Raw genomic sequence first — 13,332 nt, 5'->3', positions numbered from 1 at the left:
GAGATCGACATGCAGAATGGAATCGGAAGCATCGCCTATCTGGCGGCGAGCGTGCTGTTCATCCTGAGCCTGCGCGGGCTCAGCCATCCATCGACCGCGCGGCGCGGCAACCTCTATGGCGTCGTCGGCATGGCTATCGCAATCGTCACCACGCTGTGGCTCAACGGCGGGGCCGCGTTGCCCGTCGTAGTCGTGCTGATGACGGTGGGCATAGCGGGCGGCGCAATACTTGCACGGCGCGTGGAGATGACACAGATGCCGCAACTCGTCGCGGCGTTGCATAGTTTCGTGGGCCTGGCGGCCGTGCTGGTCGCCATTGCGAGCTACCTGTCGCCGGCAGTCGGAGGGGAGTCGGATGGCGTGGCGCAATCGGTCCACAATGTCGAGATTTATCTCGGCGTGTTTATCGGCGCGGTGACGTTCACGGGGTCTATCGCTGCGTTCCTGAAGTTGCAGGGTGTGGTGGGAGGCAAGCCGCTGTTGCTGCCGATGCGGCACACGCTGAATCTCGTGGGCGTGTTCGCGTGCATTGCGCTTGGCTATGTGTTCCTCACAGCGCCCGACGCGGAAGTGGGCATCAGCTCGCTGCTTACGATGACCGCGATCGCCGCGCTGATCGGCGTGCATCTGGTGATGGCGATCGGCGGCGCGGACATGCCGGTGGTCGTGTCGATGCTGAACAGCTACTCGGGCTGGGCCGCAGCTGCGACCGGCTTCATGCTCAGCAACGATCTGTTGATCGTGACCGGAGCGCTGGTCGGATCGAGCGGGGCGATTCTGAGCTACATCATGTGCCGCGCGATGAACCGCAAATTCCTCGCCGTGATTCTGGGCGGGTTCGGCACGGCGACATCAACCGGAGCGAAGGCAATCGAGGGGGAAGTCGCGCCGGTCACTGTCGACGAAGTCGGCTCGCTGCTGCGCGATGCGTCGGAGGTCGTCATCGTGCCCGGCTACGGCATGGCGGTGGCGCAGGCACAGGCGACGATCAGCGAGATCACGAAGAAGCTGCGCAGCAAAGGCGTGAACGTGCGATTCGGCATTCATCCGGTGGCGGGCCGCTTGCCAGGGCACATGAACGTACTGCTGGCAGAGGCGAAGGTGCCCTATGACATCGTCCTCGAGATGGAGGAGATCAACGACGACTTTTCCAACACGGATGTCGTGCTCGTGATCGGCGCAAACGACATCGTGAACCCTGGCGCGCTCGAGGACCCGGGCAGTCCGATCGCCGGCATGCCTGTGCTCGAAGTGTGGAAGGCGCGCACCGTAGTCGTGTCCAAACGAAGCATGGCAGCAGGCTACGCTGGTGTCGACAACCCTCTTTTCTATAAAGAAAACACGCGGATGCTCTTCGGCGATGCGAAGGGCAGTGTCGATGCGTTGCTCAGTCATCTTGGCGCTTGAGACTGGTCGATTGCGCGGACGGAGCACTGCATATAGGAACGGCTTGGCCTTGGCGGCTGAAACGAAAAGGTGTTTCAGCTCTCAGCATTCTTGACGTGGGACGGGAGTAACGATGAAGATCTGTGTCTATGGCGCCGGTGCAATCGGTGCATATCTTGGCGCACAGCTAGCGTCTGCTGGCGCTGACGTGAGCTTCGTTGCGCGTGGTCCGCACCTCGCAGCGATGCAGGAGAATGGCGTACGGTTGCAAATCGATGGCGAGGAACGTGTCGTCAAGGTCCGATGCGCGTCGGATCCGCGAGAGCTAGGTCCGCAGGATTACGTGATCATCGCATTGAAAGCGCATTCAGTGCCTGGTGTCGTAGGTCAGATCCAGACTTTGCTCGGGCCGGAAACGGCAATCGTCACGGCGGTCAACGGGATTCCCTATTGGTACTTCTACAAGCACGGAGGCGATCTGGAAGGTTCCACGCTCGATAGCGTTGATCCCGGGGGAAAGCAATGGAATGCGCTCGGACCTGAGCGTGCGATTGGTTGTGTGGTGTACCCGGCGGCGGAAGTCGTGGCACCGGGTGTGATCCGCCATGTATATGGCAAGAAATTCCCCATCGGCGAACCCAATGGAGAGCGCAGCGATCGCATTCAAAAGTTGCATGAAATCATGAGCGCGGCGGATCTGGATGCGCCCATCCGAGAGTCTATCCGTGATGAAATCTGGCTGAAGCTTTGGGGTAATCTCTGCTTCAACCCCATCAGCGCATTGACCCATGCAACGCTCGATGTCATTACGAGTAATCCGGCTACGCGAGCCGTGTCAAAGGCCATGATGTTGGAAGCGAAAGCAATTGCCGATCGCTTTGGCGTGCATTTTCGTGTCGACGTCGAAAGGCGTATCGACGGTGCGGGGGCAGTCGGCGCTCATAAGACGTCGATGCTCCAGGATCTCGAGGCAAACAGGCCGATGGAGATCGATCCGCTCCTCACTGTCGTCCAGGAAATGGGGCGTCTTGTCGGGCAAGCGACGCCAACAATCGATACGGTACTGGCGCTCATCAAGCTGCGAGGACAGATTGCGGAGCATGCGCCCCGATCAACGGCAAAATCGACGCCCGTAGTCGAAACGACTTCATAGACGTGCTATGGGGAGACTCGCGGGCTGGGATACTCAAGCTGTGCTATTTGAGCGCGCACGGCTTGAATCGTTGTTCGCCCCTTTAAACTCCGAGTGCCTGCGCGCAACGTTTCTATCGGCCAGAGCGCGCGGTGCGAATGATGCGTTCTACGGCCGGTGACCGGTAGTCAAGAAGCCAAATGGTGCGCAGGTTGAAACGCCGGTGGAGATCTGCGTCTTCCTTCGAAAAGGGCGGCCCGCTCTCCACCCCAGCAATCGCACGGGATGCCGCCAACAGTCGGGCGCGCGCTAGCCCGATACCTTCCGCTACGTTCGACGCCAGCCAGATCTGCGCCAATTCGATCAAGTAATCGGTGCGCAGCCACACGCCCTCGGGGCCGAAGGCAAAGAACTGGCCGACTGTGAGGTAGCACAGCAGTTCGGCGCGGGCTTCGTCGTCAAGAGGTCTCGTCGCTTTCGCTCTTCGACAGCATCCGGAATCAGTAGCGCGCGAGCTGGCTGCCGTTGACCTGCACGCGGTCGCCTGGGCGCAGGTCGCCGGGCGTCGGCACGTTGAACGCGCGCACTGAGCCGTCGCTCAGTTGCACGTCAATCTGGAATCCTGCGGGCTGGCCCATCTGTTGGCCAATCTGATTTCCTGCGTAGGCTCCGCCGAGCGCGCCGATGACGGTCGCGGCGTCGCGACCGTGGCCACCTCCGATCTGATTCCCCAGAACACCGCCAAGCAGCGCACCGACCACGGTTCCGGCGATACCCGAAGTACCCGTGGCGCTACTCAAGGACCGGATGTTTGAAATCGTGCCGTACTGAGTGCCATTTTGGGTGCCGTATTGCGAGTTGTACTGCGGACCGTACTGGCCGTTGTTTTGCGTGTCATAGGGCTGTTGCGGCGCAGGCGTCGCGTAGGCGTATTGCTGCACGGCGCCCGGTTGCGCGTAGGCGGGCTGGCTATACGCGGGCGCTGCGTACTGGCCTTGGTAGCCTTGCTGCGCGCCGTACGGGGTGTAGCCCGGGGCAACGCATGCCGACAACGAAAGACTTGCTGCAGCGACAAGCGCGGCGGTGAGAGCGGACCTGGTAGAGAGCATGGGCATCACGGTATGGTTTGCATTGCTGCAGCGCCGGGCATGGCAAGCGCGAAGAGGAAGTCGGTTGCGCGGCAGTATACGGAAAGCCCGCCCGGACGTGCGCCGCGCGACGGTAACAACATGTAAAGTCCGTTGCTGGGTGAGTGGCGGCGGGCGCCGGTATATCCGGATAGCGACGACGTTACGAAAACTCTACCGGTTGGGGAATGCCGTTGCGAGATGACGGAGAGCTCCCGCTATTCAGCGAGAGGTCTGTGCGGCTCTGATATGAATAGTTATGGTGAATCGGGCCCGATGTTGCACGGTGGTCTATCAGATTATCGAACTTTCTCTATGCAATCCTTATGTTTAGATGCGCCAGAAGTGGAATGGCGCCTCTATGTTGTGGAACCTTGCACGTGCAGCATCTACCTCAGCTGTATTTCTTCGAGGAGTGCCACGAGAGCGCGTTGTGCTAGTCCCGCGCCGAGCTCCAATGATTGACGCGCCGCAGTGGTGCGGGTACACTCCGCGCCGCGGGGTGGAGCAGTCTGGCAGCTCGTCGGGCTCATAACCCGAAGGTCACAGGTTCAAATCCTGTCCCCGCAACCAAAGCCCGCTAAGGCTTTCCGCGATTCCAGGAGTTTTAGGGAATGCCTTCCCTTCCCGATTTTGGGCAACAGTTGGGCAAACCCTGCGCGAATCCGCCGTGCCAATAAACCCGCCTTCGAGTGGGTTTTTTGTTGTCCAGCGAACTCCGAAGAGCACGCGTTGAATTTGGGGACTGTTCCATGAAGAAACCAGCACTCGCACAGTTGGCACTCGCTGCCGCTGCAATCGGCCTGACCAGCGCGGTACACGCGACCGATGTCAACGTAGGCATTAACGTGGGTACCCCTGTTGTGGTCGCGCCGCCTACTGCCGCCATCGTCGTTACGCCGGGCTGGCATGGCGACCGCTATTGGGATGGCCATCGCTACTGGGGCCGCGACGACTGGGAAAAACACCATCATCACGATAAGGGCTGGCACTGCCCGCCCGGACACGCCAAGAAAGGCGAATGCTAAGCAGGCTCCTCGTCCCGTTACGCGCACAGCAGGTACGAGCCCGGCGTCATTTCCGGGTTTCGCTTTTCTCGCGGTCCCGCTACCCTGAAGTTCCCCTAAACCAGATTGGTAATTGCCAGTGACAGGTCGGGGCGAACCGGGGTGATCACCAAACAACTCGAGTGTTTGGTAACGCTGCTTTGAGCTCATCCACGTTCCTGACCAAGGTGCCGTAGAGAACGAGTTCCCGCAGCCCAGTCAGGCCTTTCAATACGTCGACGTCCTTGACCGGCGTGTTCGCGAGATAGAGTTCTTGCAGACCCTTCAACCCCTTCAACGCGCCGATGTCTTGAACCTCGGTGCGAAAGAGATTGAGCGTTCGAAGGCCCTTGAGATTGCTCAGTGCATCGATGTTCTTGACGCTGGTATCGGAGATATTGAGCCGTTGCAGGCCCGTCAGGCCCTTCAGCGCATCGATATTCGTGACTTGCGTGCGGGCAAGAACGAGTGTTTCCAACTTGAGCAATCCCCGCGTCGCATCGATATTCTCGACTTTGGAGCCGTCGAGCACGAGTGTCTTCAGCTCGGGCATGTCCGTCAACGCGTCGATCTCGCGGACTGGAGTGTTCGCGAGATAGAGCGCCTGAAGTTCGTGCAGCTTCTTCAAAGGATCGAGGCGCTCGACTTGCGTCTCGTTGAGATCGAGCGTTTTCAACGTGGTCAGCTGGCCGAGCGGCTTGATGTCCCTGACATTCCTCGCGCCACCCAGCTTGAGTGTTTCCAGGTGAGGCAGTTTCGCCAAGGCATCGAGGTCCCGAACCTGCGTATCCCGAAGATCGAGTTGCCGCAGTTCGGTCAAGTCCTTCAGCGCATCGAGATTCGAGACGCGGGTGTCCCAGAGATTGAGTGACTTCAGACGAGTCAATGCTTTAAGCGCATCGATGTTCTCGATCTGGGTGCGGTGTACCACGAGTCTATTCAGGGAACCCATTCCCTTTAGCGCGTCGATGTTCCAGACCGGCGTTCCCGTGAGGTCGAGCGATTCCACATCGTCCAGTTCCTTCAGCGAATCGACGTCATCCACTGCGGTGTCGGCCAGACTTAATTCGAGCTTGAGGTGAAGCTTCTCTAGATGCGGGATCGCGGCGGCGAGCTGGGACGTCGTCAATGTCGGCTTTGCCCGCAATGCCCGGCATCCCGGCTCGGGTGCGGCAACTGCATCGCCACGGTCATTGCAGGCGCCTATGAAAAATCCCAGGTCGCTCAGCGCCCGTTCATTCAGCTTTTCGCGAAAGGGGCTGAAGACCACGAAGAGGCTCGCGAGCAAAAGGCCGATGCCAACACAGCGCGCCCAAAGCCTGGCACGACGCGAGACCGAAGTGCGCTCGCCTTTGGCGGTTGGCTTTGTGTTGGACGATGGGGTTTCGGCCACGGTGGCCTCCGTTTGTCTTGCGTTGCGTCATTTATACACGAAGAGCGAGGCCCTGATCCCCATCGATCCCCACAGCCAGTGACACAAGACCGCCACGAAGGCTTTTGAATACCAACGGTGGAGGAATTGATTTCCCCAAACCGCGAATAACAGTTATGGGCAACGATTTGCTAGCTGACTCGGATGTGTGGATGGCCGCAAACCGCCTCAATATGAACATCTCGCCGAGTTCATGGGACGCAACTGTACGCGATCCTGTTTCCAGTGCCCGCTAGCTTTTGCGAAACCGCACAGTAGGGCAGTCAATCCACGCGGGCGTACCGTGAGTGCCTTGTGCGCTCCGCTCTCCGATACGCCGAGCTTCCCGCTGTCATGCTCGTCGGTGCGTCCTTCATGTGTGCGATCGCGAACGACTCGCGCGCTTCGGGCAACTGCTGCTTCAGGGTGGTATGTGGGTGTGTCGGACGGCAAGCGAATGTTGCCGTCCAGTTGGATGAGTTGGGTACGTGTAATCGCGACACGATAGCCGCGCCAGGATCACTGCACTCACACATGGGCTAACGTGCGACTACGAAGCTTGTTGGCCGAGCAGACGAGATAGTTTTGCGGAGGCCTCTTTGAGCAGTTCCGCAAACTGTTCAACTCGCTGTTCCGTAACCCGGACGCTCGGGCCAAAAATGCATAACGAACCCGCTACCTGATTCGCGCCGTTGAAGAATGGCGCTGCGACGGCCACGGCACCCTCGATCAATTCGTGATGACTCGTGCCAAATCCCTTGGCGCGAATTCGTTCGATGTCGTTCATCACCGCCTCCACGTCCTGTTCGGGATCGACGAGATAACGCCGCAATTCCTCGGGCGTGAGCCGCATCTGCGAAAGGATGGTGCGGCCGCTCGCGCCGCGCACGAGCTTCTCGCGATAGCCGATGCCGCGTCGAAAGCTGAGCGGCTGATTGCTTTCCAGCTCCGCGACGCAAAGCCGGTAAGTGTCGTCGGGGACGAAGAGCGCGACGGTTTCGGACGTGGCTTCCCAGAGGCTCCGCAGCACCGGCTGCGCGAGCTCGGCGATTCTATGGTCGCTCAGCCAGACATGAGCCAACTGGGCGACCGAGCTTCCGAGATGGAAGCGCTGCGGTTCTCCCGACGACGCGAGAAAGCCCGACTGCTCCAGGGTATTCAACAGCCGATACAACGTCGGGCGGCTCAGATTCACTCGCGTGACCAGCTCCGCGACGGTCAGGGCTTTATCTCCCGGTCTGAACGCCAGAAGTATTTCCAGCGCCCGCTCAACCGCACGAACGCTTTCGTGCGCCTTCTTCTCTTCCATTTTTTCCTGTCCCTTTTTATCCCTCGGCCGTGCCGCCAGCGCCATTGTAGAGAAATCCCCTATGCCCGAATGCTTGAACTTCGCGCCGCGTGTCCGTAGAATGAAATCACAGTTTCATCAGGCGGACAACCTCACACACGAATTGGAGTTTGAGCATGGACAAGAACATGTCGGAAACGCTGGTGCGCACCGGTCCCGGCACCGCAATGGGCAATCTCATGCGGCGCTACTGGGTGCCGATCCTGCTGGCGAGCGAAATCGCCGAACCGGACTGCCCGCCGGTGCGCGTGCAGATCCTCGGAGAAAAGCTGTTGGCATTTCGGGACTCGGACGGGAATGGGGCGCTGATCGACGAGTTCTGTTCGCATCGCGGCGTATCGCTCTATTTCGGGCGGAACGAAGAAAACGGCATCCGCTGCTCGTATCACGGCCTCAAATTCGACCGCAACGGCAACTGCGTCGAAGTGCCGTCGGCGCCGCAGGCATGCAAGCACATGAGCATCACGGCGTATCCGTGCATCGAGCGCGCGGGAATCGTCTGGGCTTACATGGGACCGAAGGACAAGCAACCGGCGCCGCCGGACCTCGAATGGTGCAACCTGCCGGCCGACCACGTGTTCGTGTCCAAGCGTCTGCAGGAGTCAAACTATCTGCAGGCGATGGAAGGCGGCATCGATACCAGCCACGTCTCGTACGTGCATCGTTACGAAGTCGATGAAGACCCGATGCACCAGGGCACCAAGGCGCTCGAATACATCAAGGCGGACGGCAACGTCATCTTTGAAATCGAGAAACAGCCGTTCGGGCTCACGCTCTTCGGGCGTCGCAACGGCGAGCCGGATTCTTATTATTGGCGCATCACGCAGTACCTTTTCCCGTGGTACACGCTCATTCCCCCGTTCGGCGATCACTCGCTGGCAGGCCACGTCTGGGTGCCGATCGACGATCACACGTGCTGGGCATGGAGCATCAACTTCCGTCCCGACCGTCCGTTGTCCGAGGAAGAGATGAACGACCTGAACGCCGGCAAGGGCATTCACTGCGAATACGAGCCCGGCACGTTCCGTCCGAAGGCGAACAAGGACAACGACTATCTGATCGACCGTCAGGCCCAGAAGGACAAGCGCGCATATTCAGGCGTGTTCGGCTTCGCGATGCAGGACGCGTCGCTGCAGGAAAGCATGGGCTCCATTCAGGATCACAGCAAAGAGAAGCTGCTGCCGACGGACCGCGCCATCGTGATGGCTCGACGCATGCTTTATGAGGCAGCCACCGCCTTGCAGATCGACACCGATCCGCCCGCGATCGATGCGAACCAGCAGCGCGTGCGCGCAGCCGGCGCCTTGCTTCCGCGCGACCAGAAACCGCAAGAGTGGGCTGTCATCCATCTGTCGGACGGCAAGGGCCAGCCGATTTACTCCATCTGAGCGAGCTCGACGCTCATCGTTCATCTCTGTACAAGGAGGCCGGCACCGCGCCGGCGTGAGATGCAAGGTTCAAGACTAAGAGACAAAGTCGCGCTGATCACGGGCGGCGGAGGCGGCATCGGCGCCGCAACCGCGCGCGTATTCTGCGACGAAGGCGCGGCAGTCATTCTCGTCGACGCCAATCCACAAGCCCTCGCGAACGTCGCCGACGCATTGAAGAGCCGTGACCCCGCGGCGAAAGTGCAAACCCACGTGGCCGACGTCGCGAATCCCGATCAGGCGACGGCGGCGGTCGAGTTGGCGGTGCATGCGTTCGGAAAGCTCGACGTACTCGTCAACAATGCCGCGATGCGCAACTACAGCACGCTCGCCGACGCGACGCCGGAGGAATGGCAGAGCATGGTGTCGGTGAACCTGGTGGGCACATCGAACTACTGCAAGGCGGCTTTGCCGTTCTTGCGCAAGGCGGAATCGGCGAGCATCGTCAACGTATCGTCCTGCTACGCGGTGACCGGCCGCAAAGGCATGGGCCTCTACGATGCGACCAAGGCAGGCATGCTCGCCATGACGCGCACGCTCGCCTTCGAAGAAGCGGCACACGGCGTGCGCGCCAACGCGATCTGCCCGGGCTCGACGCTGACCGATTTCCACGTCAATCGCGCACAGGCAGCCGGAAAGAGCGTGGAGGCGCTCAAGACGCAGAGGCAGGACACGTCGTTGATCGGGCGATGGGCGTCTCCCGAAGAAGTCGCATGGCCGATCCTCTGGCTCGCGAGCGACGAGGCATCGTTCATCACCGGCGTCACGCTGATGGTCGACGGCGGCCTCTCGATCATGTGAGGGTGGTGGCCATGAACGATTCCACAATGACCGTGCGCGTCGCGCGGCGCAGTATCGAGGCCGAAGGCATCGTGAGTTTCGAACTCGCAAGTCTGGATGGCCGTGAGTTGCCGCCCTTCGATGCAGGCTCGCACATCGACGTATATTTGCCTGCCGGACATGTGCGGCAGTATTCGCTGTGCAGCGCGCCGCATGAGCGCTCGCGCTATCAGATCGCCGTATTGCGTGAACCGCAGTCGCGCGGTGGGTCGGCCGGCATGCACGACGTGATCAGGGAAGGCGACGAACTGCGCGTGAGCACGCCGCGCAATCACTTCGCGCTCGCCTCCGGTCCTGCGAAGCATCTGCTGCTGGCCGGGGGCATCGGCCTGACACCGCTGCTTTGCATGGCACAGCACCTCGATCGCGGCGATGGCGATTTCGAATTGCACTACTGTGCGCGCTCGCGTTCGCTCGCGGCCTTCCTGGAGCGGCTCGCGAACGCGTCCTGGGCCGAGCGCGTGCAGTATCACTTCGACGACGAGGACGAGGATCAACGCCTTCGTCTCGATGCACTGCTCAAAGACGCCGACGCGAATACGCATCTGTATGTATGCGGGCCGCAAGGCTTCATGAACGCAGTGCTCGATGCGGCGCGCGCGAACGGATGGCCCGAGGCTCGGCTGCATTACGAGTTCTTCTCGGCGCCCGCCGTCGATACGTCGTCCGACGGGGCTTTTGAAGTATGTCTTGCACGCGCCGGAAAGACCGTGAGGATCCCGGCCGACCGATCGGTGACACAGGCGCTTGCGGACGCCGGCGTCGACGTTCCGGTTTCATGCGAGCAGGGCATCTGCGGAACCTGCGTCACGCGCGTGCTCGAAGGCGAACCGGAGCATCGCGATCTGTTTCTGTCCCCCGAAGAGCAGACACGCAACGATCAGTTCTTGCCGTGTTGCTCGCGCTCGAAGTCAAGGAGACTCGTGCTGGACCTGTGATGCAATCCCGCAATACCCGCCCGGCGTGCCTGGTGTGCCGGATGTCGAAACGGAACAAGAATAGGGCGGCATACGCACGCCCTGCATGGAGGAGTCGTGGAAAAGAACCTGGCGTCATCGAGTGACGCGCCGGGCGCGGACTGGGCCGCGCCGAGCGAGGGTGAAACGGAGGCGAGCCCTTACCGCTGGGTCGCCCTGTTCATCGTCTGGGCGGCATTTCTTCTCAGCTACGTCGACCGCGTCGCATGGAGCACGGTCGCAGCGCCGGTCGGTGCTTCGCTCGGCATCAAGGTGTCGCTGCTTGGCGCCTTCGTTACGGCGTTCTATGCGGGATACGTGGTGGCGAACATCATCGGAGGCATGCTGACCGACTTTCTCGGCGGACGGGCCATGATGACGCTCGCCTTGCTTCCGCTGGGTGTCTTCACGTTCTTCTTCGGCGAGACGACGTCGTTGAGCGTGGGCATTCTGATTCAACTGGCGATGGGCTTCGCCGCTGGCGCCGACTATTCGGCCGGAATGAAGGTGATTCCGGCGTGGTTCACGCGTGACCGTGGACGGGCGATGGGCATCTACACCACGGCCACGTCGCTCGCCGTGGTACTTGCCAACGCCATCGTGCCAACTATCTCGGCGCAGTACGGCTGGTCCAGCGCGTTTCGCATGCTGGGCGTCGCAACGTTTGTCTGGGGCATCGTCTCCCTTCTGTTTCTCAAGAATCGCCCGGGCGGCGAACGCGCTCCCGCTCGCAACAGTGCGAAAGAAATGCTCAGCCTTTTGCGCAACCGCAATCTGATCTTTCTGTCCATCGCCGGGTGTGGCGGGCTTTGGGCGACCGTGGGTTTCGGCGCATGGGGCAATGCGCTGATGACGCGGCAATACGGCATTTCTCCCGTCGTGGCCGGATCGATCATCGCGTCGTTCGGCATCGGCGCGGTCATCGCGAAACCAACACTCGGATGGATCTCAGACCTGCCGGGAATTTCGCGTCGCCTCATGTCCATTCTGGTTCTGGTTGCGTTTGCCCTGACGCTGGTGGTGTTCGGCATGTGCTCGACGGTCACGCAGTTTTATATCGTGGCACCGGTTCTGGGTGCGTTTTCATACGGCTATCTGCCGGTCCTGATGGCGCAGGTGAGCGATGCATCCGGCAAGCGGCTGGCGGGGGCGAGCGCCGGCTGGACGAACGCCATCTGGCAAATGGGTAGCGCTGTATCTCCTCTCGCAGTCGGCCATGTCTATGGCGGGACACATTCGATCGTGCTTGCCGTTCTTACGCTTGCCGTCGGGCCGGTCATCGGCTTGATCGCGATGTTGTTCGTGAGCAAGCGCATCGCCCAGATCTGATTCCCTGTATCTGATTCCCTGTACGGTCGGACGCAAGTCGAACAATCGACTTGCGTCGCGGCGTCATTAAATGAGTAGGATATCTAAAAAAAGTAAGGAGACATTGCTTGAAATCGAACCACGCTACGCGACTGGCAAGGACGACACTCACCGCTACGATATGCGCGTCGGCGAGCATGGCGGCTCACGCTCAGTCGTCGGTGACGCTCTACGGCATTCTCGACTCTGGCGTCGAGTACGTGACGCATGCGGCGAAACAAGGCTCCGGCACGCTGTTTCGTCTCAACACCGGCAATCGCATCAATTCGCGTTGGGGATTCACGGGCAAGGAAGATCTCGGAGCGGGGCTGCGCTCGATCTTCACGCTCGAATCCGGCTTTGCGACGAATAACGGCACCCTGCAGCAGGGTGGCCGGCTGTTCGGGCGCCAGGCGTTCGTCGGCCTGGAAAGCGACAAGTTGGGCGCAGTGATGGCTGGCCGGCAGATGACGCCGATGTATCGATTTTTCCTGGCGCTCGACCCGCTCAATTACTCCAGCTATGGCTTGTCGGCTCAGGACGCGCAGTTCGTGGGGCGTGCAGATAACGCGCTCGAGTACCTGGGACACGCAGGTCCGTTCGAGCTCAACGCGCTATACAGTTTTGGCTACGATTCGACGATTGCGAATGGGGCGCAGGTGCCGGGAGAATTCCGCGTCGGCAAGCAATTCGACATCGGTGCCCGATATCGTCAAGGGCCGTTCAACCTGACCTTTGTCTATGAGCAACGACAAGGCACGACCGCTGCCTCGTCCGGCGATAGCGAGCGGCGCTATCTCGTGGGCGGATCGTGGGCCATCGGGAACGCGACGTTGTACGCTGGTTACGAGCTCCTCCTGAACGACATCGCCGCGACGCTCGCCGCGTCACAGCCGCAGACAATGGCATTCGGCGGCCTTCGCTACAAAATCACCCCCGCGTTCCAGGTGTCGGCGGCTTCTTACTATCACGCGTTTCGCACGGTTTCGGCTCACGCTGTGAGTTCAGGTGTCAACGCAGATTACCTATTGTCCAAGCGCACCACGCTCTATACAGACGTAACCTATGTCATCAACAGCGCGAAGTCTGCTTTAAGCGCAACAGGGTCGACAACCGTAGTTGCGACCGGGGCCAATCAGCTCGCGGTGGTGGTCGGGATCGTGCATGCATTCTGATTCGCACGGCGTCAGCGGAACGTCGGTAAGGCGCTGCGTATCTTGTCTTTCATAAAGGGTCGATCGCAAACCTCGCATAACGTCTGAAGCGACGCCGCCACGCCGCTCCTTCGGAAAGCGCTCGCTGCGCTCATCGG

11 protein-coding genes and 1 tRNA gene are annotated in these 13,332 nt (G+C 60.6%); 9 read left to right on the top strand and 3 right to left on the bottom strand.

Features of this window, described 5'->3' with window-relative positions; genetic code table 11:
* Nucleotides 1-9: 9 nt before the first annotated feature.
* Both AC1Z32_RS03975 and AC1Z32_RS03970 read left to right on the top strand, forming a co-directional pair.
* Complete coding sequence (locus AC1Z32_RS03975) at nucleotides 10-1,407, top strand: NAD(P)(+) transhydrogenase (Re/Si-specific) subunit beta (RefSeq protein ID WP_483477396.1); 1,398 nt, start codon at nucleotides 10-12, stop codon at nucleotides 1,405-1,407.
* 112 nt (nucleotides 1,408-1,519) lie between these two features.
* Nucleotides 1,520-2,539 (top strand): 2-dehydropantoate 2-reductase, encoded by a 1,020-nt coding sequence (locus AC1Z32_RS03970; protein ID WP_483477395.1) that lies wholly within the window; start codon nucleotides 1,520-1,522, stop codon nucleotides 2,537-2,539.
* Nucleotides 2,540-3,018: 479 nt separating this feature from the next.
* Here AC1Z32_RS03970 and AC1Z32_RS03965 read toward each other — a convergent pair whose 3' ends face one another.
* A complete protein-coding gene (locus AC1Z32_RS03965; protein ID WP_483477394.1) occupies nucleotides 3,019-3,636 on the bottom strand; it encodes an outer membrane lipoprotein in 618 nt (205 codons plus the stop codon).
* Nucleotides 3,637-4,141: 505 nt separating this feature from the next.
* On the opposite strand from AC1Z32_RS03965, the gene AC1Z32_RS03960 reads away from it, so the two are divergent.
* A tRNA-Met gene (locus AC1Z32_RS03960) sits at nucleotides 4,142-4,218 on the top strand.
* Nucleotides 4,219-4,397: 179 nt separating this feature from the next.
* Nucleotides 4,398-4,673, top strand: coding sequence for a hypothetical protein (locus AC1Z32_RS03955; RefSeq protein WP_483477393.1), 276 nt, complete (start codon nucleotides 4,398-4,400; stop codon nucleotides 4,671-4,673).
* A 145-nt stretch (nucleotides 4,674-4,818) separates the two neighbouring features.
* Here AC1Z32_RS03955 and AC1Z32_RS03950 read toward each other — a convergent pair whose 3' ends face one another.
* The gene (locus AC1Z32_RS03950) at nucleotides 4,819-6,084 is read right to left on the bottom strand and encodes a leucine-rich repeat domain-containing protein (protein WP_483477392.1); all 1,266 of its coding nucleotides are present in this window, start codon (nucleotides 6,082-6,084) and stop codon (nucleotides 4,819-4,821) included.
* Between the two features lie 568 nt (nucleotides 6,085-6,652).
* The gene (locus AC1Z32_RS03945) at nucleotides 6,653-7,411 is read right to left on the bottom strand and encodes an IclR family transcriptional regulator (protein ID WP_483477391.1); all 759 of its coding nucleotides are present in this window, start codon (nucleotides 7,409-7,411) and stop codon (nucleotides 6,653-6,655) included.
* Nucleotides 7,412-7,566: 155 nt separating this feature from the next.
* Here AC1Z32_RS03945 and AC1Z32_RS03940 point away from each other — a divergent pair, with 155 nt between their 5' ends.
* The 5 genes from AC1Z32_RS03940 to AC1Z32_RS03920 all read left to right on the top strand — a co-directional run bounded on the left by AC1Z32_RS03940 (nucleotide 7,567) and on the right by AC1Z32_RS03920 (nucleotide 13,195).
* Entirely contained in the window at nucleotides 7,567-8,838 is a 1,272-nt protein-coding gene (locus AC1Z32_RS03940) for a Rieske 2Fe-2S domain-containing protein (protein ID WP_483477390.1), read from the top strand.
* A 60-nt stretch (nucleotides 8,839-8,898) separates the two neighbouring features.
* Nucleotides 8,899-9,678 carry an SDR family NAD(P)-dependent oxidoreductase gene (locus AC1Z32_RS03935; RefSeq protein ID WP_483477389.1) on the top strand — a complete coding sequence of 260 codons (780 nt, stop codon included), beginning with the start codon at nucleotides 8,899-8,901 and terminating at the stop codon, nucleotides 9,676-9,678.
* Nucleotides 9,679-9,689: 11 nt separating this feature from the next.
* Nucleotides 9,690-10,655 (top strand): PDR/VanB family oxidoreductase, encoded by a 966-nt coding sequence (locus AC1Z32_RS03930; RefSeq protein ID WP_483477388.1) that lies wholly within the window; start codon nucleotides 9,690-9,692, stop codon nucleotides 10,653-10,655.
* A 96-nt stretch (nucleotides 10,656-10,751) separates the two neighbouring features.
* Nucleotides 10,752-12,002, top strand: coding sequence for an MFS transporter (locus AC1Z32_RS03925; RefSeq protein ID WP_483477387.1), 1,251 nt, complete (start codon nucleotides 10,752-10,754; stop codon nucleotides 12,000-12,002).
* A gap of 107 nt (nucleotides 12,003-12,109) precedes the next feature.
* Complete coding sequence (locus AC1Z32_RS03920; protein ID WP_483477386.1) at nucleotides 12,110-13,195, top strand: porin; 1,086 nt, start codon at nucleotides 12,110-12,112, stop codon at nucleotides 13,193-13,195.
* The last annotated feature ends 137 nt before the right edge of the window (nucleotides 13,196-13,332 follow it).

The organism is Caballeronia sp. 11_S32 (assembly GCF_056930355.1).
Note: the sequence above shows the minus strand (reverse complement) of the source record. Positions and strands in the feature narration are given on the sequence as shown.